15 protein-coding genes and 2 tRNA genes are annotated in these 21,516 nt (G+C 73.0%); 5 read left to right on the forward strand and 12 right to left on the reverse strand.

Annotated elements, in window-relative coordinates; translation table 11 throughout:
* Positions 1–2 precede the first annotated feature (2 nt).
* The 6 genes from EDD93_RS09750 to EDD93_RS09775 all read right to left on the reverse strand — a co-directional run bounded on the left by EDD93_RS09750 (position 3) and on the right by EDD93_RS09775 (position 8,000).
* Positions 3–2,144 carry a glycosyltransferase family 39 protein gene (locus EDD93_RS09750; protein WP_123524773.1) on the reverse strand — a complete coding sequence of 714 codons (2,142 nt, stop codon included), beginning with the start codon at positions 2,142–2,144 and terminating at the stop codon, positions 3–5.
* Positions 2,141–3,487, reverse strand: coding sequence for a bifunctional glycosyltransferase family 2/GtrA family protein (locus EDD93_RS09755; RefSeq protein ID WP_123524774.1), 1,347 nt, complete (start codon positions 3,485–3,487; stop codon positions 2,141–2,143). Before EDD93_RS09755 ends, EDD93_RS09750 begins: the two co-directional genes overlap by 4 nt.
* Positions 3,488–3,512: 25 nt before the next feature.
* Positions 3,513–5,303, reverse strand: a complete 1,791-nt coding sequence (locus EDD93_RS09760) for a HAMP domain-containing sensor histidine kinase (RefSeq protein WP_185092474.1) — start codon at positions 5,301–5,303, stop codon at positions 3,513–3,515.
* A 4-nt stretch (positions 5,304–5,307) separates the two neighbouring features.
* A complete protein-coding gene (locus EDD93_RS09765) occupies positions 5,308–6,048 on the reverse strand; it encodes a response regulator transcription factor (protein WP_123524775.1) in 741 nt (246 codons plus the stop codon).
* A 90-nt stretch (positions 6,049–6,138) separates the two neighbouring features.
* The gene (locus EDD93_RS09770; RefSeq protein ID WP_123524776.1) at positions 6,139–7,026 is read right to left on the reverse strand and encodes an amidohydrolase family protein; all 888 of its coding nucleotides are present in this window, start codon (positions 7,024–7,026) and stop codon (positions 6,139–6,141) included.
* A 74-nt stretch (positions 7,027–7,100) separates the two neighbouring features.
* Positions 7,101–8,000, reverse strand: a complete 900-nt coding sequence (locus EDD93_RS09775) for a DUF2797 domain-containing protein (RefSeq protein ID WP_123524777.1) — start codon at positions 7,998–8,000, stop codon at positions 7,101–7,103.
* Positions 8,001–8,080: 80 nt separating this feature from the next.
* Here EDD93_RS09775 and EDD93_RS09780 point away from each other — a divergent pair, with 80 nt between their 5' ends.
* Positions 8,081–9,028 carry an RNA polymerase sigma-70 factor gene (locus EDD93_RS09780; protein WP_123524778.1) on the forward strand — a complete coding sequence of 316 codons (948 nt, stop codon included), beginning with the start codon at positions 8,081–8,083 and terminating at the stop codon, positions 9,026–9,028.
* Positions 9,029–9,120: 92 nt separating this feature from the next.
* A complete protein-coding gene (locus tag EDD93_RS09785; protein WP_123524779.1) occupies positions 9,121–10,329 on the forward strand; it encodes an NAD(P)/FAD-dependent oxidoreductase in 1,209 nt (402 codons plus the stop codon).
* A 145-nt stretch (positions 10,330–10,474) separates the two neighbouring features.
* On the opposite strand, the gene EDD93_RS09790 is transcribed toward EDD93_RS09785, so the two are convergent.
* Positions 10,475–11,599: a cell wall protein gene (locus EDD93_RS09790; RefSeq protein ID WP_123524780.1), complete on the reverse strand. Its 1,125-nt coding sequence runs from the start codon at positions 11,597–11,599 to the stop codon at positions 10,475–10,477.
* A 358-nt stretch (positions 11,600–11,957) separates the two neighbouring features.
* Entirely contained in the window at positions 11,958–12,278 is a 321-nt protein-coding gene (locus tag EDD93_RS09795) for a hypothetical protein (RefSeq protein ID WP_123524781.1), read from the reverse strand.
* Positions 12,279–12,470: 192 nt separating this feature from the next.
* On the opposite strand from EDD93_RS09795, the gene EDD93_RS09800 reads away from it, so the two are divergent.
* A complete protein-coding gene (locus EDD93_RS09800; RefSeq protein WP_123524782.1) occupies positions 12,471–12,707 on the forward strand; it encodes a hypothetical protein in 237 nt (78 codons plus the stop codon).
* Between the two features lie 487 nt (positions 12,708–13,194).
* Here the strand turns inward: EDD93_RS09800 and EDD93_RS09810 are convergent.
* Positions 13,195–13,267 (reverse strand) — tRNA-Arg (locus tag EDD93_RS09810).
* A 204-nt stretch (positions 13,268–13,471) separates the two neighbouring features.
* A tRNA-Ser gene (locus EDD93_RS09815) sits at positions 13,472–13,562 on the reverse strand.
* A gap of 224 nt (positions 13,563–13,786) precedes the next feature.
* On the opposite strand from EDD93_RS09815, the gene EDD93_RS09820 reads away from it, so the two are divergent.
* A complete protein-coding gene (locus tag EDD93_RS09820; RefSeq protein ID WP_123524783.1) occupies positions 13,787–14,248 on the forward strand; it encodes an SSI family serine proteinase inhibitor in 462 nt (153 codons plus the stop codon).
* Between the two features lie 213 nt (positions 14,249–14,461).
* Complete coding sequence (locus EDD93_RS09825; protein WP_123524784.1) at positions 14,462–18,901, forward strand: PAS domain-containing protein; 4,440 nt, start codon at positions 14,462–14,464, stop codon at positions 18,899–18,901.
* Between the two features lie 145 nt (positions 18,902–19,046).
* Here the strand turns inward: EDD93_RS09825 and EDD93_RS09830 are convergent, their stop codons facing one another.
* A complete protein-coding gene (locus tag EDD93_RS09830) occupies positions 19,047–20,696 on the reverse strand; it encodes a long-chain fatty acid--CoA ligase (RefSeq protein ID WP_123524785.1) in 1,650 nt (549 codons plus the stop codon).
* A gap of 184 nt (positions 20,697–20,880) precedes the next feature.
* Entirely contained in the window at positions 20,881–21,432 is a 552-nt protein-coding gene (locus EDD93_RS09835; RefSeq protein ID WP_123524786.1) for a SigE family RNA polymerase sigma factor, read from the reverse strand.
* Positions 21,433–21,516: the final 84 nt, after the last annotated feature.

The raw sequence follows: 21,516 nt of genomic DNA on the forward strand, positions 1-21,516 counted from the left end.
TCTCAGCCGCTCGTCTGCCGGGTCAGGTCGTAGAAGGTGGCGCTGCCCGCGGTGACCTTCTCGAAGTTGGCCGCCACCCAGGCGGAGATCTTCGACGAGGTACCGCTGTTGCCGCCCATGCCGCCTCCCTCTCCGCCGGAGATGAAGTAGTGGATGCGGCCGTCCTCGACGTACTTCTTGAACTGGGAGAGCGTCGGGGACGGGTCGCTGCCGTTGAAGCCGCCGATCGCCATCACCGGGTCACCGGTGGCGAGCTGGTAGCTGGCGGCGTTCTGCGAGCCGATGGCCGCGGCGCTCCAGGTGTAGTCGTCGGCGTTCGCCGTCAGCAGTTTCTCGGCCGCCGCGTCGACGGTGGCGCCGTTGAGCAGTCCGCCCATGCCACCGCCGCCGCCCCGGAAGCGTTCCCCCGCGCCGGGCATACCGGTCATGCCACCGGGCTGCTGCCCCTGCTGCTGCCCTTGTCGGGAGGCGCCGGGCCCGCCCTGCTGCTGTCCCTGTCCCTGTCCCTGCTGTCCGCCGGTGGGCGGCAGCCCCATGCCCGCGCCCCGCTGGTTGCCGGTCGGGGGGCGCATGCCACCGCCCGGACCGCCGCGGCCGCCGCCACCGCCGAATCCGCCCATCCCGCCGCCCGACGGACCGGCCGTCACGATCGAGCCCTGGTGCCCGGTGTTCAGCGTGTTCAGGGTGTACGCGACCGGCCCGGCCAGTGACGCGGCGAAGCCGAGTCCCACGGCGACGAGAGCCAGTTGACGCCCCAGCCGGGCCGCGAGCACCAGGCCCACCGCCCCCACAAGGCCGGCGGCCAGGACCGCCTGGCGCAGCCACGGCAGGTAGTCCGGGGTCCGTCCCAGCAGCACGTACGCCCACCACGCCGTCACCGCCACCGTCAGCGCGAGCGCGGCCCCCGCCCACCAGCGGGAGCGCTCCTCCCACAGGACCGTGACGCCCATGCCGACCAGCGCCGCGATGTAGGGGACCAGGGCCACCGTGTAGTACTGGTGGAAGATCCCGGCCATGAAGCTGAACACGCCCGCCGTCATCAGCAGCGAGCTGCCCCAGGCGAGGAACGCCGCCCGGACCGCGTCCGTTCGCTTCGCCCGCCAGGTCAGCCACACACCCGCGACCAGCAGGATCAGCGCGGCGGGCAGCAGCCAGGAGATCTGGCTGCCGATCTCGGAGTTGAACATCCGGCCGATGCCGGTCTCGCCCCACTGACCGCCTGCCCCGCCGCCGGGGCCGCCCCCGCCGCCGACGCTGCCGGTCTCGTCGCCGTTGATCCGGCCGAGCCCGTTGTAGCCGAAGGTCAGCTCCAGGAACGAGTTGTTCTGCGAACCGCCGATGTACGGGCGTGAGGAGGCGGGCCACAGCTCGACGATCGCCACCCACCAGCCGCCCGCGACCAGCATCGCCAGCGCGGAGAGCCCCAGTTGGCCGAACCTCCGGCGTACGGAGACCGGCGCGAACACCGCGTACAGCACGGCCAGCGGCGGCAGGATCAGGAACGCCTGAAGGGTCTTGGACAGGAACGCCAGACCGACCGCGGCACCCGCCCACACCAGCCACTTGGTGCGGCCGTCCTCCATCGCGCGCAGCACGCAGTAGACGGTGACGGTCATCAGCAGCGCGAGCAGCGCGTCCGGGTTGTTGAAGCGGAACATCAGCGCGGCGACGGGCGTCAGCGCGAACACCGCCATCGTGATCAGCCCGGCGGCCGCGCTGAAGCGGCGCCGCACGGAGGCGTACAGCACCCCGGCCGTCGCCGCGCCCATCAGCACCTGCGGGAACAGGATCGCCCAGGAGCTGAGGCCGAACACCCGCACCGACAGGGCCATCGGCCACAGGGTGGCCGGGGGCTTGTCGACGGTGATGGCGTTGGCCGAGTCCAGCGAGCCGAAGAAGAAGGCCTTCCAGCTCTGGCTGCCGGCCTGCGCGGCGGCGGAGTAGAAGGAGTTGGCGTAGCCGGAGGCGCTGAGGTTCCACAGGTAGGCCGCCGTGATGGCCAGCAGCATGCCGAGGAAGGCCGGCCGCGCCCACCCGGGGTCCTCGGGCCGCCCCCGCCACACGCGCTGCGGGAGTGAGCGGGCCGAGCGCGCGTGTCCGGTCGCGCCCCGGGGCGGTGCCGGGAGGTGGTCGAGCGTGGTCATCGGGTGTTCCTCAGTTCGTGGTGGGTGTCGTCGGCCGGCTCGGCGGACGGGCGGGGCGCCGGGGTATGCACCGGGCCGCCCGCGTCTCCGCCCCGGTCGCGGTCCGGGAAGACCCAGGCGCGGAAGAGCAGGAAGCGCAGCACCGTCGCCGCGAGGTTGGCCGCGATCAGCACGGCGAGTTCGGTGGAGTGGGACGGCGATCCGGCGGCCGCTCCCAGCGCGGCGAGCGAACCGCTGGTCAACGCGAGGCCGATGGCGAAGACGACGAGCCCCTGCGCCTGATGGCGTACGGCCCCGCCCCGGCCCCGTACGCCGAAGGTGAGTCTGCGGTTGGCCGCCGTGTTGGCGACGGCCGACACCAGCAGCGCACCGCCGTTCGCCAACTGCGGTCCCACGCCCAGCCGGAAGAGCGAGTACAGGGCCAGGTAGGCGAGCGTCGACAGCGCGCCCACCACGCAGAACCCGACCAGCTGCCGGGCCAGTCCGCGCGGCACCCCGCCGATGCCCCGGTCGCGCGGATCGTCGCCGAAGGGCCGGGCCAGCCGGTCCAGCGGCAGCGCGCCCACGGCCAGCGCCCGCCCGACGCGCCAGACGCCCTTCAGGTCATCGGCCGCGGTCCGCACGAGGTGCACGGTCGAATCGGGGTCGTCGACCCAGTCGACCGGCACCTCGTGGATGCGCAGCCCGGCCCGCTCGGCCAGCACCAGCAGCTCGGTGTCGAAGAACCACCCGGTGTCCTCGACCATCGGCAGCAGCCGCTGCGCGACGTCGCGGCGGATCGCCTTGAACCCGCACTGCGCGTCGCTGAACCGGGCGGCCAGCGACGAGCGCAGGATGATGTTGTACGCCCGCGAGATGAACTCCCGCTTCGTCCCCCGCACCACCCGCGAACTGCGGGCCAGCCGCGAGCCGATGGCGAGGTCGGAGTGACCGGAGATCAGCGGGGCGACCAGCGGGAGCAGCGCGTTCAGGTCGGTGGAGAGGTCCACGTCCATGTAGGCGAGGACCGGGGCGTCGGAGTGCGACCAGACGGTCCGCAGGGCCCGCCCACGCCCCTTCTCCTCGAGGCGGTACGAGCGCACCCCCGGGAGGGTCCGCGCGAGCCGCCGCGCCACCTCGGGCGTCCGGTCGGTGCTGGCGTTGTCCGCGACGGTGATCCGGAAGGCGTACGGGAAGGTGCGTGCGAGATGGCCGTGCAGCCGCAGCACGCACGGTTCGAGGTCCTTCTCCTCGTTGTAGACGGGTACCACCACATCGAGCACGGGGGCCCCTGCCGCATCGGCCTCGCCGGCCAGGAGGTGGTCCCGGGCCGGCAAGGCGCTCCAGGGAGTGTCGGTTCGCATGCCACGACACTCGCCAACCGCGCTGTCACGCCTGTGTGCTGAGCCTGTGGTCCCGCTGTGAGTGCACCGGGTTCGTGTCTGCGCGGACTGGGTTCGCATACGGGTGGGCCGGATGAGCGTCCGCACGGACCGGGTGCGCGTCCGTGTGGGCCGGATGAGCGTCCGCACGGACCGGGTGCGCGTCCGTGTGGGCCGGGTGCGCGTCCGTGTGGGCCGGATGAGCGTCCGCACGGACCGGGTGCGCGTCCGTGTGGGCCGGGTGCGCGTCCGTGTGGGCCGGGTTGGCGTCCGCACGGACCGGCTCCGCCGGCAGGTGTACGGCGAACACCGTGTCGCCCGGCACCGACCGCACCTCGACGACACCGCCGTGCGCGGCGACGACGGCCTGCACGATGGCGAGTCCGAGCCCCGTCGACCCGGCGTGCCGGGAGCGCGAGGCGTCCCCGCGCGCGAACCGCTCGAAGACGTGCGGCAGCAGCTCCGGCGGGATGCCGGGCCCGTCGTCGCAGACCTCCAGTGTCACCCAGGAACTCCCGGCCCCCGCGCGCACCCGGGCCGTGACCGTAGTCCCGGGCGGGGTGTGCGTACGGGCGTTGGCCAGCAGGTTGACCAGCACCTGCTGGATCCTGGGCGGATCGGCCCGCACGGTCGCGGGCGCCTCGGGCAGCTCCAGGCGCCAGTGGTGGGCCGGGCCCGGGTCACCCGGGTCACCCGGTCCTGCGGCCGTCGCGCCCGCGACCCGGGCATCGCTCACCGCGTCCACGACGAGCGGCGAGAGATCGGTGCTCTCGTGGGAGAGCGGCCGTCCGGCATCCAGCCGGGCGAGCAGCAGCAGATCCTCCACCATGCCCGTCATACGCTCCGCCTCCGACTCGATCCGGCCCAGCGCGTGCCGGGTGTCGGTGCCGGTCTCCTCCCGGCCGCGCCGGGTCAGTTCGGCGTAGCCGCGGATCGAGGCGAGCGGGGTGCGCAACTCGTGACTGGCGTCCGCGACGAACTGGCGGACCCGCACCTCGCTCTTCTGCCGCGCGTCCAGGGCCGAACCGACGTGGCCCAGCATCCGGTTGAGGGCAGCGCCGACCTGCCCCACCTCGGTGCGCGGATCGGCCTCGGCCCCCGGGACCCGCTCGAACAGGGCGACCTCGCCGCTGTGCAGCGGTATCTCGGAGACCCGCGTCGCGGTGGCGGCCACCCGGCGCAGCGGGCGCAGGGCGACCGTGACCATGGCAGCGCCCGCGATCCCGGCGGCGATGAGCCCGGCCGCGGTCACGCAGACCTCGACGAGGATCAGGGTGCTGAGCGCCTTGCTCACCTCGGCGGTGGGGATCCCGACCAGCACGGTCGTGCCGTCGTCCATCGGGACGGCCTCCACCCGGTAGCCGCCGAGTCCGGGCAGCTCGACATCGTGCGCGTCCCGGTCCGCGCGGATCCCGGCCGCCTCCAGGACGTCCTGCTGGGCGCCGGTCAGCGGCTCGTTGCCCGGCTGCGCGTCAAGCCTGCCCGCCTTCACGACCAGGGAGGAGGTGACGGCGCCGTCGCTGAGGACGGCGCCGAACGTCTTGAGCGGCTGGCCCCCTCCACCTATGAAGCCGAGCGGCTCCTTGTTCTTGAGCCCGCCGGGGACGGGCGCCCCCGGCAGGTGCTCGGCCCGGACCGCGATGTCGCGCAGCTGGTCGTCGAGCTTGCCGTACATGTAGCTGTGGAACGCGATCGCGGTGACCGAGCCGATGACGGCCGCGACGACCGCGATCAGCGTCACCGCCGAGACGACGAGCCGGGTCCGCAGCGTCCACGGCCCCTTCCGCAGCCACCGCACCGGGTCACTCACCCGGCTTGATGAGGTATCCCGCCCCGCGCCGGGTGTGGATCATCGGTGTCCGGCCCGCGTCGATCTTCTTGCGCAGGTAGGAGATGTACAGCTCGACGACATTGGCCTGGCCGCCGAAGTCGTAGTTCCAGACCCGGTCCAGGATCTGCGCCTTGCTCAGCACCCGGCGCGGATTGCGCATCAGGAAGCGCAGCAGCTCGAACTCGGTGGCCGTGAGGTGGATGTTGGCGCCGCCCCGGCTCACCTCGTGGCTGTCCTCGTCCAGCAGCAGGTCCCCGACGGCGAGCGTCGACTCGCTGCGCACCGCCGCCGTACCCGAGCGCCGGATCAGCCCGCGCAGCCGGGCCACGACCTCCTCCAGGCTGAACGGCTTCGTGACGTAGTCGTCGCCGCCCGCCGTGAGCCCGGCGATCCGGTCCTCGACGGAGTCCCGGGCGGTCAGGAACAGCACCGGTACGTCGGACAGCTCCCGGCGCAGCCTGCCGAGGACGGCGAGCCCGTCCGTGTCGGGCAGCATCACGTCCAGGACCACCGCGTCGGGCCGGAAGTCCCGGGCGGTACGGACGGCCCCGGCACCGTCCCCGGCGCTGCGCACCTCCCAGCCCTCGTAGCGCAGCGCCATGGAGAGCAGCTCCGCCAGCGGGGCCTCGTCGTCCACGACCAGGACCCGGACGGGGCTGTGGTCCGGCCTGAGCAGTTCGCTGCGCCCCTGGGGCGAGATCGTCGTCGTCATGGCCCCACCCTGTGAGACGCCCCTGAGAGAGTTCTTTTCCGATTCTGTGAATTCCCTGAGAAAGGCGCGCAAACGTGTGACCGCACCGCCTCAGAGGTCGAACAGGGCCTTCGCGTTGTCGTGGCAGACCGCCCGCAGCCAGTCGTCCCCGAGCTCCAGCCGCTCCAGGGCGTGCAGCTGGTGGGCGTACGGATAGGGGATGTTCGGGAAGTCCGTGCCCAGCAGGATCCGGTCCCCGAGCGCGGCGAGCCGCCCCCGCTCCACCGCCGGGAAGGGGGTGAAGCGCTCGGTGAAGTCGGTGAACGCCATCGTCGTGTCGAGCCGCACCTGCGGGTACGTCTCCGCGAGCGTCAGGAACTCCGCGTACTCCGGCATCCCCATGTGGGCCACGATCAGCGGCAGCCGGGGGTGCCTGGCGAGCAGCCGGCCGACGGGCTGCGGCCCGGTGTGCTTGCCCGGCGCGGGCCCGGAGCCGCAGTGCATCACGACCGGGACGCCCGCGTCCGCGAGCAGCCCCCACACGGGGTCGAGGAGCGGGTCGTTCGGGTCGTACGCGCCGACCTGGAGGTGCGACTTGAAGACCCGCGCCCCGGCGCCGACCGCCTCGGCCACGTACCGCTCCACGCCCTCCTCCGGGAAGAACGTGGCGGTGTGCAGGCAGTCGGGCACCCGGTCCGCGAAGCCGGCCGCCCAGCCGTTCAGCCAGTCAGCCATCCCCGCCTTGTGCGGGTAGAGCATCGAGGTGAACCGCAGAACGCCGAACGAACGCAGCAGCGCGAGCCGTTCGTCCTCGTCGTGCCGGTAGGCGATCGGCCACTCCATGCCGGTCAGCGGACCGACGGCGTCGAAGTAGGCCCAGACCTTGCGGAGCACCTGCTCCGGCATGAAGTGCGTGTGGACGTCGATCAGTCCTGGCAGCCCGAGCCGTTCCCAGAACCGCACCACGTCCTCGCGGCCGCCGAGTTCGCCGTCACTCATCCCGCACCCTCTCCGTCCGTCCGCCCGCCGGCCGCCCGGTTCTCCCCGGCCGTCCGTACCCGCGCCCGACGATCTCAGAACAGCCCGTCCTGCGAGACGCCGCCCCCGATACCGAGGGTCGGCACACTCACCCCGGCCTCCGGACCGGCCGCCGCCAGCGCCCAGCCGGTCATCAGCCGGGTGTCCACCACGACGACACCGTCCGCGCCGGTCTCCAGATGCAGATCCGGCCCGGCCGCCGCGACCAGCCGCCCGGCGACCACCCCGCCATCCACCAGCCCGGTCACCGCCCGCACGGTCCCACCGCCCCCGCCGCCTCCACTGATCCCGAAGATCCCCGCGTGGTCGACGGCCTCGAACGGCAGCCGCTCCAGCGCCTCGGGCCAGCCGCCCCCGTCGAGCGCCGCGAGCGCCGCGGCACGCCCGTACAGCTCGGCCACCTCACCGGCCCGCTCGGCCGCCCCCGGGAGCTCAGCCCGCACCGCCCGCTTTTTCGCGTACGGAATCCGGTCCGGCACCCCGAGCGCGGCCCGCAGCAGCTCCTCCGCCCGGCGCGCCGCCATCAGCGGCCCCCGCCCCAGCCAGCTGAAGACCACCGCGCCCTGCTCCCGCAGCCGGGCCGCGCCACGCTCCTGCGCGGTGATCCCGACCTTCACCATCCCGGGCCCGAACCAGGCCAGGTACACGCGGTAGGTGCGCGGATCATCCGGAATCGTGTCGGCCGCCACCGAGTGCGCCCGGTCCAGCCGCCCGCACTCCGGGCACCGCCCCCCGGTGCTCCGCGCGGGCACCACCGCGCCCACCGGGCACGCGTTCCCCCGGGCCCCCGAGCAGCCCCGCTCCCCCTCGGCACGGAACCCGAACCCGGCCCCGTACGCCAGCGCGCTCCCCCGGACCTCGCGCCCCCTGCGCCACCCGAGCACGGGGCCGCCCCGCTCCTCGGGCCAGCGGAGCCCGGTGCATTGCCATTCCACGCGGGAAACCCTACGACCGGACACTGACAGCGGACACCGACAAGGGCGCTGCTGATCAGACAGGCCCTAGGATTCGGGCCATGCCCCTGAGCGCGAACGACGTGGCGCGGTTCGAGGCCGCCAGGCCCCGCCTGGAGGCCATCGCCTACCGCCTCCTCGGCTCCGCGAGCGAGGCCGAGGACGCCGTGCAGGACACGTTCCTGCGCTGGCAGGCCGCCGACACCGGCCGGATCGAGGTCCCCGAGGCCTGGCTGACGAAGGCCCTCACCAACCTCTGCCTCAACCAGCTCACCTCGGCCCGCGCCCGGCGCGAGACCTATGTGGGCCAGTGGCTGCCCGAACCGCTGCTCGCCGGGGACTCGATGCTCGGCCCCGCCGACACCGCCGAACAGCGCGAGTCTCTCTCGTACGCGGTGCTCGTCGTCATGGAACGCCTCTCCCCCAACGAGCGGGCCGTGTACGTGCTCCGGGAGGCCTTCGGCTACCGGCACCGCGAGATCGCGGAGATCCTCGACATCACCGAAGCCTCCTGCCAGCAGATCCTGCACCGCGCCAAGAAGCACGTCGCGGACGGCAGGACCCGCACCGAGGTCGACGAGGAGACCGCCCGGCGGATCGTCGGGGAGTTCCTCGCCGCCGCCACCAGCGGCCGGACCGAACCGCTGGTGCGGCTGCTCACCGCGGACGCCGTCTCCGTCGGTGACGGCGGCGGGAAGGTCCCGGCCCGCGCCAAGGCGTTCGAGGGCGCCGTCGCGGTCGCCACGTTCATGCGGGGCCTGTTCAAGCCCGGCAAGGCCAAGCGCAATCTGGTCGGCGGCTCACCCGGTGTCCACGTCACCACCGCCAACGGCGCCCCCGCCGTCGTGGCGGTCTTCGAGGGCCGGGTCATCGGGATCATGTGCCTGGACATCACCACCGACGGCATCACGGCGATCCTCAACCAGGTCAACCCCGACAAGCTCGAACGCGCCACCCGGCACTGGGCGGCCGCCGGGGACCACGGGGACCCCCTGTTCAACACCTTCTAGCGCCATGTGACGCACGTCACATTTCACCCCTGTCAGGAAACGGCGGGCTGCCCGGTTCAAGGGGCGAACCCGCGTGAGACAGGAGCAGGGAAATGCAGCACCGAATCATCGTTCTCGGAGCCGGCTACGCCGGAGCCGTCGCTGCCGGGCGCCTCGCCAAGCGCCTGCGCCGCGAAGACGTCGCCATCACCCTCGTCAACGCCGAGCCCGACTTCGTCGAGCGGGTCCGGATGCACCAGCTGGCCACCGGCCAGAACCTGAGGCCACGCCCCTTCCGCGAGATGTTCGCGGGGACCGGGGTCGAGCTGAAGCTCGCCGAGGTCACCGCCGTCGACGTGGACCGCAGGACGGTCACCGTCACGGACGCGGACAGCGCCGAGGCGCAGGAGCTGGCCTACGACAGCCTCGTGTACGCCCTCGGCAGCCACTGGAACACCCACGGCGTCCCCGGCACCGCCGAGCACGCCCACGAGATCGCCGGCCGCCCCGGAGCCCTCCGGCTGCGCGAACGCCTGGCCCGGCTGGAGGCCGGAGAGCCCGTGGTCGTCGTCGGCGGCGGCCTCACCGGCCTGGAGGCCGCGACCGAGATCGCCGAGGCCCGCCCGGACCTCGACGTCGCCCTCGCCGCCCGGGGCTCCCTGGGCGACTGGCTCTCGCCCAAGGGCCGCGGCCACCTGCGCGACGTCTGCGCCGGACTCGGCATCACCGTCCACGAGAACACCGCCGTCACCCGCGTCGACGCCGACCACGTGACCACCGCCGACGGCACCTCCGTCCCGGCCGCGGTCACCGTGTGGACCACCGGCTTCGCCGTCCACCCGATCGCGAGGGCCACCACCCTGGAGGTCTCCGACACCGGCCAGATCGTGGTCGACGCGACCATGCGCTCGGTCTCCCACCCGGACGTCTACGCCGTGGGCGACGCGGCGATGGCGATGGGCCCAGGCGACAAACCCCTGCGCATGTCCTGCGCCTCGGGCACCCCCGCCGCCTGGCACGCCGCGGACACCCTCGCGGCACGCCTGACCGGCGGCAAGCTCCCGAACGCCTCGCTGCGCTACTTCAACCAGTGCATCTCCCTGGGCCGCAAGGAGGGCCTGATCCAGTACGTCACCGCCGACGACCGCGCGGTCCGGGCAGCCCTGACCGGACGGCTCGCCGCCCTCTACAAGGAACTGGTCTGTAAGGGCGCGGCCTGGGGCGTCGCCAACCCCACCCTCGGCATGCCGACCCGCCGCCGGCCGGTCGTCGGGTCGGGCACCCGCGCCCAGGAACCCTCGGCCGTCGACGCGGAGGCCTGAGCTGCGGCGCGGCGGGCCCGTGCCGGGCCCAGGGGCTCCAACGCCTCTGCGCCCGGCATCACCCGCCGGCCCGAGGAGCTGTCGCTGTCGACGTCCGGGCTCCGCACCGGTCAGGTCAGGTCAGGTCAGGTCAGGTCAGGTCAGGTCAGGTCAGGTCAGGGTCGCGCCGAGCACCGGTACGCCCACGCTGCGCCCCGGTGAACTCGTACAGCAGCACCTCGTCCACGAGCCGGTTCGTGTACAGACGGCGGGTGTCCCTCTCCCCGAGGTTCTCCAGGGCGGCGAGCACCAGCCCGGGGTCCGTCGCGGCGGCCGAACGCAACTGGACGACCTCCTCCCGGGTCAGCCCTTCGACGCCGTACGACGGACCGTCGGCGCACACCACGGCCCACGGCTCCCCCGCATCGGCCACAGCGCGACGGAAGGCCCCGGGCGGGTCCGTACGCCCATGAGCCACCGGCTCCTCCCGGTCACGCGCCAGAGCGACGGTGATCCAGGCCGCCGGGCGGACCGGCCGCCATCCGGGGGCCAGACCGCAGAGCTCGGCGGCGATGTCACGGGCGTCGAGGCCGCGGTCGATGAGCGGGCGCAGCGCGTACGCGAGGCGGCGCAGCCCCTCGTGCTGGGTCCAGGCGACGAGCGGCCGCACCTGCCGGGCGACGGCGATGTCACGGGCGACCCGTAACGGGGACCGCCGCGTCGCGCGGCCGGGCGTCGCGCGCCCGCGCGAGGTGTGGTTCGTGCGCGGGGTGTAGTTCACCCTCCCACTCACATCAGCCGTGCGTACGTTGTGGCGGGGCCCGGAAGAATGGGGCGCACGCCCGCCTGGACTGCGGTTTTCCACAGGCGAGTTGCCCACGGGCCGGGAGTCCACCCGCGCCGCCTCCACCGCACGCTCCCGGCCGGCGTCCGTCAGCCCGCACACCCGCGCCTCATGACCGGCGCCCTCCAGGCGGTGGCCCATCGCCGAGTCGTACACGGGCGGAATGGTCGCGGCGTAGACCGTCGCCGTGCCCGCGTACCGACGCCCGGACAGGTGCAGATTCCGTTTCGACCCGTGCCGCCGCCAGACCAGCGCCCCCAGCTCTCGCAACACGCGGACGTGCCGCTTCACCGTGGCCACCGACACCCCGCACCGGGTGGCGGTGCCCTCCAGGTCGTACAGCACGAAGCCGAGCCGGTAGTCCATCCGCCCGGCCAGGTCGCGCGCGACGGCCAGCGTCGTCGCCCCCGCCCGGCGGTGCAGGCCCGCCTCGACGAGCCACACCACCGCACGCAGCCACGCAGGCGGCCGGGCCCTCCGGGAGGGCGTCGTATCGAGCTCCTGAAGGATGCGGGGTACGGGGATCCGGTCCGGATCAGGGCATGACGGAGAAGCGCAGCACGAAGCCGCGCCGTTGGGGTGGCGCATCACAGTCCGTGGGGTGAGGGGCGGCCGGAGGGGCCGCAGAAGGTCACAGCTGGGCGGGGCCGTTCGGCCGGCTCAAGGCGTGGGAGTGGTCACCACGCGGGGGTTGGCCCTACGATCGAACGCGAATCCTTCTCTTCACATGGGTGGATTTCGGATCGGCGGGGTGATGACCCGCTGGTCACCACGGCCGGGCGGTCTCTACACCGCTCGGCCGTTCTTATCCGGCGGCAGGCCCCTGTGCTTCCCGATCGGCCCTGCGCCGTTGCGCTCCGCTCTGGCCCTTGCCGATCTGCTGGGCACGGGCGGCCGAGACCCCTCCGAGGAGTTGCCCGATTTCCCTCCATGTCCTGCCTTGCTCCTTCAGGGCGTTGACACGCTGCTGCCGCAGCTCTCGCAGCTTCGTCTGATAGCCGGGCCAGCTCTCCAACGCCCGCGACACGGCCAAGGCGCAAGCCTCGTCGTCCTCGATGTCCTTGAATGCCGCGATGGCTTCCATCAGGCGTTTCACCTCCTTGACCTGCTCGGAGTCATTCGCCATCCCCGCGCTCCCTCCTGCGGTGCGGCCCACACGACTGTAAACCCCGGGCTTGACGCAATCAACCCCGGGGTTTAACTTCGTTCTCGCGAGGCCGACCAACGGTCCCGTAGCAACAGAACGGCCCCGGCCCGGAGTTCGCACCTCCATGTGGCCGGGGCCAGTCAGAAACCTGAGATCACCAGGAGACCGACCATGCGCCATCCTTCCACCCCGGACCCCGCACCCGACAGGCGGCTCGTCACGCTGCCTCCACTCCCCACGCTGTCCACCGAGCAGCAGCGAGGCGTGCACTGCGTCTTCTGCGGTACGAGCCTGCACACAGGCGCGGTCCGCGACCTCGGTCCACGACTGGTCGAGGCGCACGGATCGGTGGTCCGCTGGTTTCCGCGCAGCTGTCCGTCCTGCCCGGGGGAGCAGGAATGCCGCTGATGTGCGACCGGTGCGGGAAGCCGATCGCCGCCGGAGAGGAGGAGCGCGCAGCGATCCACGGGGCGTCGGGGCCGGGCGGCACGATCATCGTGCACGCGGCGTACTGCCTCGCCCCACGGTCACGCCCAGCCACTGCGCATCGCGCATAGGACACGACAGCGGACGGGGCGACAGGACTGGTCGCCTCGGGCTCCGAGGCAGCCCATGTCCACCACCGGCCCTGTAACTCTGCTGAAGGAATGGCCCTGTTCTCCGTCACCGGCGCGGTGCTCGCCGATGCCGGCCCCTCCGCGCCACCCGAGCCTCGGACCGACCGCGTCCCACACCCCGCCATCGCCACCAGCACTACAGCCGTCAGGCCCGCTGCACGCACCACCCCGGCATAGCAGCCGACGCGACATGAGCGGACGCCTTATCCACGGGTATGGAACCAGGCGGGCAACGCGAGAGGCCCCCAGGATTGCTCCTGGGGGCCTCTCGCCTGCTGTGCACTCGGCAGGATTCGAACCTGCAACCTTCTGATCCGTAGTCAGATGCTCTATCCGTTAAGCTACGAGTGCTTGGCGTCCTGGGCTTTTCTGCCCCGTCGGCGTTGCGAGAACAACATTACATGACCTGCGGCGTCACGCGAAATCCATTAGCCGTACCGCTGCTGAGCTGCGAGAACACCGGTTCGAGGCGTCCCCGATCGACCTCGCCGCAAGCTGTTCCGGCCCGGGAACGACCGAAGCCCCGGCCAGTGGCTCGGGGCTTCGGTGATCACGCGGAGGCGGAGGGATTTGAACCCTCGATGGGCTTTAAGACCCAAACCGCATTAGCAGTGCGGCGCCATAGACCGGACTAGGCGACGCCTCCAGCACACCCACGCGAGCGCGGGTGGTGCGTGCAGATGATGACACAGCTGCTCGCCGTGTCACCAATCGGTGCCTACGGTACTAGGCAGTCGGCCGCGAGGGCAAAGTGCCTGCGGTTGCGCAACGCCGTGGCGTGCGAAGCGTTAGTCATGCGGGGGCGCCGCCCCCTCCGTTCCCCTCGGTCGCCGGCCACCGCCGCCGGCGTGCACGACCACAGGAGCCCGCATGCTGCGTCGCCTCGCCCTCACCACTGTCGTGTCCCTCGCCGTACTGTCCGCAGCCGCCCCCGGCGCCCTGGCTTCGGAGGGTCCGCTGCCCCGGCCGTTGCTGCCGCTGCCGCTGCTCCAGGGCGCGGACGGCCCGACGCACCTGACCGTGGTCGTCTCGGGGTCCGGTGACCCGGCGGCGGACGGCAGCTACGAGCTGGAGTGCGAGCCGGCGGGCGGCAGCCACCCCGTGGCGCAGCAGGCCTGCGACCGGCTGGCGCAGCTGCCCGGCGAGCGCACGGACCCGTTCACGCCGGTGTCCCGGGACGCCATGTGCACGCAGCAGTTCGGCGGGCAGGCCACCGCCCGGATCACCGGTAGCTGGCGGGGGCGAAGCATTGATGCCGCGTTCGACCGGAGCAACGGGTGCGAGATCGGGCGCTGGAACAACCTGCGTCCGGTGCTCCCGAACGTCCGCTGAGCAGCGGCTGCACGGGGCGCGGGAGGGCGCGCGGGGGCACGTAATGGGCCAGAGTCGTGCACCGTATGTACAGAACCTTGGTGAGAGCTCCCCCTCATCCGCCGCCCCTTGCCCCTCCCCTGCCTTTAGACTCCTTCAGTGACAGCCTGAGGCCCGAGGGGCAAGATGGGGCCGCTGTCGGCAAGGTGCAGTAATCAGGGAGGAAGCGTCGTCGTGAGCAGCAGGCCATCCCGAGGCGCTGCTCGCCTCGCAGCCATACTCGACGCCCTGCCGGACGGGCTCCTGCTCGTCAACTGCAACGGCACGGTCGTCAACGCCAACACCATCGCCCTCGAAATGTTCGAGACGCCGGGCACCGCGCTCGTCGGACGCGGACTGCTCGATCTGCTGCCGGAGTTCGACTCCAAGCTGATCCCGGGGTCGATGCGGAGGCCAGAGGCTGCGGACGAGCGGGGCCGTACCAAGCCCACGCGGATGACCGCGCGGCGGACCGACGGCAACGAGTACCCCGTCGAGGTGACGAGCGCCAGCCTGGAGGACGGGCAGGCCGCGTACAACGACGTCCAGGTGAGCTACAACGGCACCTATACGGGTGACGAACTGCTGATGCTCGTCGTGCGCGACCTCTCGGGCACCGTCGACACCGAGGCCGAGCTGGCCCGCTCGCAGCGGCAGACCGAGATGATCCTGCGGGCCGCGTCCGAGGGCGTCGTCGGTACGGACACGGACGGCCGGGTCGTCCTGGTCAACCCCGCCGCCGCCCAGATCCTCGGCTTCCGCGCCACCGACCTCGGCGGCCAGGAGCTGCACCCGCTGATCCTGCACTCGCGGGCCGAGGGCGAGCCGTTCCCGTACGAGGAATCGCCGCTGGCCGACACCCTCAAGTCCGGGCGCAAGCACCGGGTGCGCGGGCAGGTGCTGTGGTCCAAGAGCGGCGCGCAGGTGCCGGTCGACCTGACGACGGCCCCGGTGCGGGACGGCGACCAGCTGGTCGGCGCCGTGATGACGTTCACCGACCGCCGGCCGTACGAGGAGCTCGGCGAGCAGCACGCGGCCGAGCTCGCCGCGCTGAGCGCGAACCACACCGGCGCGGTCACCGAGCTCACCGCGAACCACGCCGCCGAGATCACCGGGCTCACGGAACAGCACGCGGCCGAGCTGGCCGACCGGACCGAGCGCTACGCCTCCGCGCTGGAGGAGCAGGCCGACCGGATGCAGGAACAGGCCGGACGGCTGGCGGAGCTGTCCGCCCGTCACACCCAGCTGACCGCGGTGCTGGGCGAGTCGCTGCGCGGACCGCTGGAGGAGCTGCGCGGCGAGCTGTCCACGCTCGCCGCCGACCCCGCGGGCCAGCTGTGGCCCGAGGCCAACCAGATCCTGCACCACCTGGCCGCCGGCTACGCACGGATGACGACACTCGTCGACAACGTACTGAGCTACCAGCGTCTGGACGGCGGTGCCGAGGCGCTCGTCAAGACGAACGTGCTGCTGGACGGCGTGGTGACCGCCGGTATCGACGCCGCCGTCGAGCTGATCGGCCCCGGCCGCGCCCAGTTCGCCGTCCACGCCCCGCCGATCGAGGCCGAGGTCGACGCGGGGCGGCTGGTGACCGCGCTCGCGCACCTCGTCGCGGACGTCGCCGGGGTCGACTCGACCGGCAAGGCCCGGCTGGTGCCGGGCGGCGGCTACGTCGACTCGACGGTGGTCGTCGCGGCCGCACAGCGTGGTGACGTCGTACGGATCGAGGTACGCGGACCGTTCGCCGGGGGAGACCCGGTGCACGAGCCGATCGTGCGCGGGATCGTACGGGCGCACGGCGGCGTGCTCCAGACCCACGAGATGCCGGGCATGAGCGGGAGCGCGTACGTGCTCGAGGTACCGCTCGGCGCGGGCTCGGGCACCGTAATGTCTCCCATGGCCCCGGCGGCTCCGGAGGTTCCGGGAGTTCTCGACGGTCCGGGAGCTCTCGACGGTTCGGGGGGTCTGGACGGTTCGGGAGTGCTGGACGGTCTCGGGGGGCCGGCGAGCTCCACCGGGCTGGAGGTGGCTCAGGCACCTCAGAACGCTCAGGTTCCTCAGACGCCTCAGGTACCCCAGGCTCCTCAGACGCCTCAGGTTTCCCAGGCGCCTCAGGTTCCTCAGACGCCGCACGTTCCTCAGGTCGACGCGGCTCCCGGGGGCGCGGGTGTTCAGCAGGGCGGCGGGGGGCGGCGCCGGGCGCGCAGGGGCTCCACCGACGCCTTCCTGGAGAGCCCCGGGGGCGGTTCCGAGGGTGCGGGCGAGCCCGGGGCCGCGAGCGGGGACACCGGGGCGGCCGAACCGACCGGCCGGCGGCGGGCCCGGCACCGGCCTGCGGCCGAAACCGTCGACGAGTCCGCGGCCCAGGCCATGGACCCGTCCGCGACTGCCGCAGCCGTGACCTCGGCCGCGGCCGTCCTCGACCACGACGGCCAGATCCCGAACGAGATGGTTCCGGCCGAGCGGAGCGGGGGCTCCGGGCGCAGGCGCGGCCGGCCCAGTCCGGCGGAGACCGGTGCCCAGGCAGCCGACGGGCGGCAGGGGCCGGGGCAGGCCCTGGCGCTGCCCGCTGCTTCCGGGGCGCCGTCGGAGGGGTCCGTAGTGACGGCCGCCGAGGGCGCTCAGGGGGCAGGGGGCCGCCCGCAGCGCGGGCAGACCGTGCCGCCGCAGGGCGTTCCGGCCGAGGCGCCGACGCCCGTACCGGCCGGCGGACACCGGGCGCGCCGGGGCGGCGCGAACCAGGGCGGCGAGAACCGGCTGGCCCTCCCGGCCGCCATGCCGTCGGTGAACGCCGTCGCGTCCGAGGGCTCCGGCGCCTTCTCCGACCTGGACGACGCCGCCCGGATGCAGGCCCCGGCGCAGGAGGCCCGTCCCGCGGCGCCCGCTCCGGAATCCGCCCCCGTACCCGCGCGGCAGCAGCCGACCGGGCGACGGGCCCGGCGCGCGCTCTCCGCCGCGCAGGACCGGGCAGCGCAGGCCGAGCCGACGGGCCCCCGGGTCCCCTTCGCGCTGCCGCCCGCCGCCGCCGACCGGCTGCCGTCGCCCGCCGAGGCCGACGCCTCGCTGCCGGGGCGGCACGACACCGTGTCCGGCCCGGTGGACCACGACCACACCCCGCCGCAGGCCCACCCGCTCCCGACCGGACGCCGCCGCGCCCGCCACTCGGACGCGACCGCCGGCCCGGAGGCCGCAGCGGCGACGGCAGGGGCACCGGAAGCAGAGCCCCCGGCCGTCCCGGCGGCCGCCGGGCCCTCCGGGGAGCAGTCCGACCGCGACGCGGAGTGGCCCGGGACGGGTCACACCACGCACACCACCGGCACGACCACGGCCGCCGGCCACGCGCGCGGCTCCGGCCCCGACGACGGCTCCGCAGGTCACGGCGGTCACGTGGGGCCCGAGGAGACCCGTCCGCGGCCCCTCGTGCCCGGACCCGACGCGCGAAGGCAGCCGTTGCCCGCCGAGGCGCCGATGCCCGGAGGGTCCTCGGACTCGACGCACGGGCGCGCGTTCAGCGTGCGGACGCTCGGACAGGGGGTGCCGTTCGCCCAGCACATCGCGCACCAGCAGAACCAGACGCTCGGCGGCGCCGGCCGGCGCCGCAAGCTGGCCGCACCGCCCGAGACCGACCTGGCTGAACAGGCCGCCCTGCCGGCGTCCGCCGCCCCGGCACCGCAGCAGACGAACACGCAGTCCGGTGCGGCTACCGGCGGCCCCGGCCCCGGCGGCACCGGCGGCACGGTGCAGGGTTCGGGATCGGGGACGCTGCTCCCCGCTCAGGCGGCCGAAGGACGCGCGTACGCCATAGGCGCGCCCGACGAGGGAGCAGCCGAGGGCCCGGAGCCGCTGGACGGCCCCGGTGGCGCGGTCGAGGTCGCCAACCGCCCCTCCCCGCAGCCCGTGGACGACGAGCTGCCCCCGGAGCCGCTGGACAACCCGCGCCGGCTGCTCGTCTGGCCGGCGCCCGACGTCTCCACCCAGCAGGCCCTGAGCGACCGCGGCTACCGGCCGGTGATCGTGCACTCGCGCGAGGAGGTCGACGCCCAGATCGCGGCCTTCCCCGCCGCGCTCTTCGTCGACCCGCTGACCGGCCCCATCACCCGCAAGGCGCTCCAGTCGCTGCGCCAGGCGGCGGTGGCGGCCGAGGTGCCGGTGCTGGTGACGGCCGGCCTGGGGCAGGCCTCGCGGGAGGCCGCGTACGGCGCCGACCCGGCCGTGCTCCTGAAGGCGCTCGCCCCGCGCGACAGCGAGCAGCACCCGCCCCGGGTCCTCCTGATCGAGGAGCACGAGGACATCGCGCACGCGCTGACGCAGACGCTGGAGCGCCGCGGCATGCAGGTCGCCTGTGCCGCCACGGACAGCGAGGCGGTCTCGCTCGCGACCCGGATGCGGCCGAACCTGGTGGTGATGGACCTGATGCAGGTACGCCGCCGCCGGGCCGGGATCGTCGACTGGCTGCGCGCCAACGGCCAGCTGAACCGCACCCCGCTGGTCGTCTACACCTCGGCGGACATGAGCCAGTCGGATCTGCCGAAGCTGAGTTCGGGCGAGACCGTGCTCTTCCTCGCCGAGCGTTCGACGAGCGACGAGGTGCAGGCCCGCATCGTCGACCTGCTCGCGAAGATCGGCACGAACTGACCGCCGTACGGTGACGAAGAGGGCCGGCGCGGGATCACTCCCGTACGGACCGGAAGAGGGCGCACGGGAGTGATCCCGTACGGACCGGGAGAGGGCGGCACGGGAGTGGTCCCGTGCCGCCCTCTTCGTCTGAGCCCCGCGGGGCTCAGAGCTGGGTGATGTCCAGCTCGCCCTGCGCGTACTGCTTGCGGATCACCTTCTTGTCGAACTTGCCGACGCTCGTCTTCGGTACGGACGCGATGACCGACCAGCGCTCGGGCAGCTGCCACCTGGCGATGCCCTGCTCCGCGAGGAACGCCTTCAGCGCCAGGTAGTCGGCGCTCGCGCCCTCCTTGAGGACGACGGTGGCCAGCGGACGCTCACCCCACTTGTCGTCCGGGACCGCCACGACCGCCGCCTCGGCCACATCCGGGTGCGCCATCAGGGCGTTCTCCAGCTCGACACTGGAGATCCATTCGCCGCCGGACTTGATGACGTCCTTGGCGCGGTCGGTGAGCGTGAGGAAACCGTCGTCGCTGATCACACCGACGTCGCCGGTCTTCAGCCAGCCGTCCTCGCTGAACTTGTCCTCGGGCCGCAGCGCCTCGCCGTCCGCGCCGCCGTAGTACGCACCGGCGATCCAGGGGCCCCGCACCTCGAGCTCGCCGGCCGACTCGCCGTCCCACGGCAGGTGCTCACCGCCGGGCCCGACCAGCCGGGCCTCGACACCGGCCGGGAACCGGCCCTGGGTGACGCGGTAGGGCCACTCCTGCTCCTCGGTCAGCCCGGCGGGCGGGTTGGCCATGGTGCCGAGCGGCGAGGTCTCCGTCATGCCCCAGGCGTGACAGAGCCGGACGCCGAGCCTGTCGTACGCCTCCATGAGGGAGGGCGGGCAGGCGGCGCCGCCGATGGTGACGCGCGCCATGGAGGTGAGGTCGCGCGGGTTGGCGGTGACCTCGGCCAGCAGTCCCTGCCAGATGGTGGGGACGGCGGCAGCGTGGGTCGGCCGCTCGCGCTCGATCATGTCGGCGAGCGGGGCGGGCTGCAGGAAGCGGTCCGGCATCAGCATGTTGACGCCGGACATGAACGTCGCGTGCGGCAGGCCCCAGGCGTTGACGTGGAACTGGGGGACCACCACCAGGGTGGTGTCCTGGTCGGTCAGGCCCATCGACTCGGACATGTTGACCTGCATCGAGTGCAGGTAGACCGAACGGTGGGAGTAGACGACGCCCTTCGGGTCCCCGGTGGTGCCGGAGGTGTAGCACATGGCGGCGGCCTGGCGTTCGTCCAGCTCGGGCCAGTCGTACGTGGTGGCCCGGCCGGCGATCAGCTCCTCGTACTCGTGCACCCGGGGCACGGCGCCGTCCAGGACGGAACGGTCACCCGGCCCCGCCACGACCACGTGCTCCAGCGACGTCAGCTGGGGCAGCAGCGGCGCGAGCAGGGGCAGCACGGAGCCGTTGACGATGAGGACCCTGTCGTCGGCGTGCTTGACGATCCAGACCAGCTGTTCGGCGGGGAGCCGCAGGTTGAGGGTGTGGAGCACGGCGCCCATGGACGGGATGGCGAGATACGCCTCCACATGTTCGGCGTTGTTCCACATCAGCGTCGCGACGCGCTGGTCCCCGTCGATACCGAGCTCGTCGCGCAGGGCATGGGCGAGCTGGGTGGCCCGCCGGCCGATCTCGGCGAAACTGCGCCGCTGCGGCTCGGGCTCTCCGGTCCAGGTCGTTACCTGTGACTTCCCGTGGATGGTCATCCCGTGGTGCAGGATGCGGGTGACAGTCAGCGGTACGTCCTGCATGGTGCTGAGCACGGCGTCCTCCCGGTGGGCGCTACGCGGCAGTAAGGTTCCGCTGATTCTGCGCACATACCGAGCGGTATGTCACTACTCCTGGATGTACGGATCGGTGTGGCCCGACAAAATCACACCATCCGTACGCTTTCCCCCGCCCCGTACGCTCTCCCCGGCCCGCAAGCCCTCCCCCGGCGCCGGCGCATCACCTGACCGGCGTCAGCTCCGGGTCCTGGCGCAGCTTGCCGAGCGCCCGGGACACGGCACTCTTGACCGTGCCGATGGACACTCCCAGCACTTCGGCCGTCTGCGCCTCGCTGAGGTCCTCGTAGTAGCGCAGGACGACCATCGCCCGCTGGCGGTCGGGCAGCTTCAGCACCGCCCGCCACATGGCATCGTGCAGGGACTGCTGCTCCGCGGGGTCGGGTCCCGGGGCCGTCTCCTGCTCGGGCACCTCGTCGCAGGCGAACTCGTCGACCTTGCGCTTGCGCCACTGCGAGGTCCTGGTGTTCAGCAGCGCCCGGCGGACATAGCCGTCGAGAGCCCGGTGGTCCTCGATCCGCTCCCAGGCGACGTACGTCTTGGTGAGGGCGGTCTGCAGCAGGTCCTCGGCGTCGCTGGGGTTCGCGGTGAGCGAGCGCGCCGCGCGCAGCAGCACGGGCCCCCGGGCCTTCACGAAGGACGTGAACGACGGATACGGGACGTACGGAGCGCGTGCACCGTACGAGGTGCGCGCGGCGGCCGACGTGCGCGGCACCGCGTACGGAGCGGCGGACGTCTGTGGAGCACGCGGGGCCGTCGATGCGTGTGTCGGTACGTCCGTCGACACGAGCGTCGACCC

The sequence above is a fragment of the Streptomyces sp. 840.1 genome (assembly GCF_003751445.1).
GTDB lineage: Bacteria > Actinomycetota > Actinomycetes > Streptomycetales > Streptomycetaceae > Streptomyces.

Coding starts and splice junctions, on each gene's coding strand:
- EDD93_RS09800 (WP_123524782.1), top strand. CDS start 12,471: ATGCGCCATCCTTCCACCCCGGACCCCGCACCCGACAGGCGGCTCGTC.
- EDD93_RS09755 (WP_123524774.1), bottom strand. CDS start 3,487: ATGCGAACCGACACTCCCTGGAGCGCCTTGCCGGCCCGGGACCACCTC.
- EDD93_RS09765 (WP_123524775.1), bottom strand. CDS start 6,048: ATGACGACGACGATCTCGCCCCAGGGGCGCAGCGAACTGCTCAGGCCG.
- EDD93_RS09795 (WP_123524781.1), bottom strand. CDS start 12,278: ATGGCGAATGACTCCGAGCAGGTCAAGGAGGTGAAACGCCTGATGGAA.
- EDD93_RS09785 (WP_123524779.1), top strand. CDS start 9,121: ATGCAGCACCGAATCATCGTTCTCGGAGCCGGCTACGCCGGAGCCGTC.
- EDD93_RS09770 (WP_123524776.1), bottom strand. CDS start 7,026: ATGAGTGACGGCGAACTCGGCGGCCGCGAGGACGTGGTGCGGTTCTGG.
- EDD93_RS09820 (WP_123524783.1), top strand. CDS start 13,787: ATGCTGCGTCGCCTCGCCCTCACCACTGTCGTGTCCCTCGCCGTACTG.
- EDD93_RS09780 (WP_123524778.1), top strand. CDS start 8,081: ATGCCCCTGAGCGCGAACGACGTGGCGCGGTTCGAGGCCGCCAGGCCC.
- EDD93_RS09750 (WP_123524773.1), bottom strand. CDS start 2,144: ATGACCACGCTCGACCACCTCCCGGCACCGCCCCGGGGCGCGACCGGA.